This window comes from Chitinophaga eiseniae (assembly GCF_012641265.1).
Lineage (GTDB): Bacteria > Bacteroidota > Bacteroidia > Chitinophagales > Chitinophagaceae > Chitinophaga > Chitinophaga eiseniae_A.
Genome location: NZ_JABAHZ010000035.1, coordinates 1 through 403 on the forward strand (window position 1 = coordinate 1; position 403 = coordinate 403).

1 protein-coding gene is annotated in these 403 nt (G+C 50.1%); it reads right to left on the bottom strand.

Annotation, left to right across the window (positions count from 1 at the left end):
- Positions 1-358 (bottom strand): hypothetical protein (locus tag HGH91_RS31010; RefSeq protein ID WP_211092497.1); only part of this gene is annotated, 358 nt, incomplete at its 3' end.
- Positions 359-403 lie beyond the last annotated feature (45 nt).

Sequence of the window (403 nt, forward strand, 5' to 3'; positions counted from 1 at the left end):
TGATCTCACCTCCTGCAACTACCACACCTCCGGTAGCTCCTGGTACAAAAGTGGAGCCCGTCCAATCGTTCAGAATATTATTCGGGTCCCAATGCTCACCGGTACTCGCCAGTGTCCAGTAAAAATGAACCTTTCCCCGCACTGCATTGGAATCGGCTACAGCGCAGCCTATGTTTCGGATGCGCACATATACATAGTTAGAATCGTTGTTCAGGTATTCAATTGGCTGCGGGTCTGCTATACTGTCATTATATTCTCTTGCCCACAGGTCGGGGCTGTGCCATATTTCCCAGTTACGGGCATCTACGGTAGCCTGGCTGTTCGGCTCGTCCAGCATGTCTACATAAGAATCACGCATTGCGAAGTCACTAAGAGCAGCCGTATCCAGCTGAATGCGGATAAT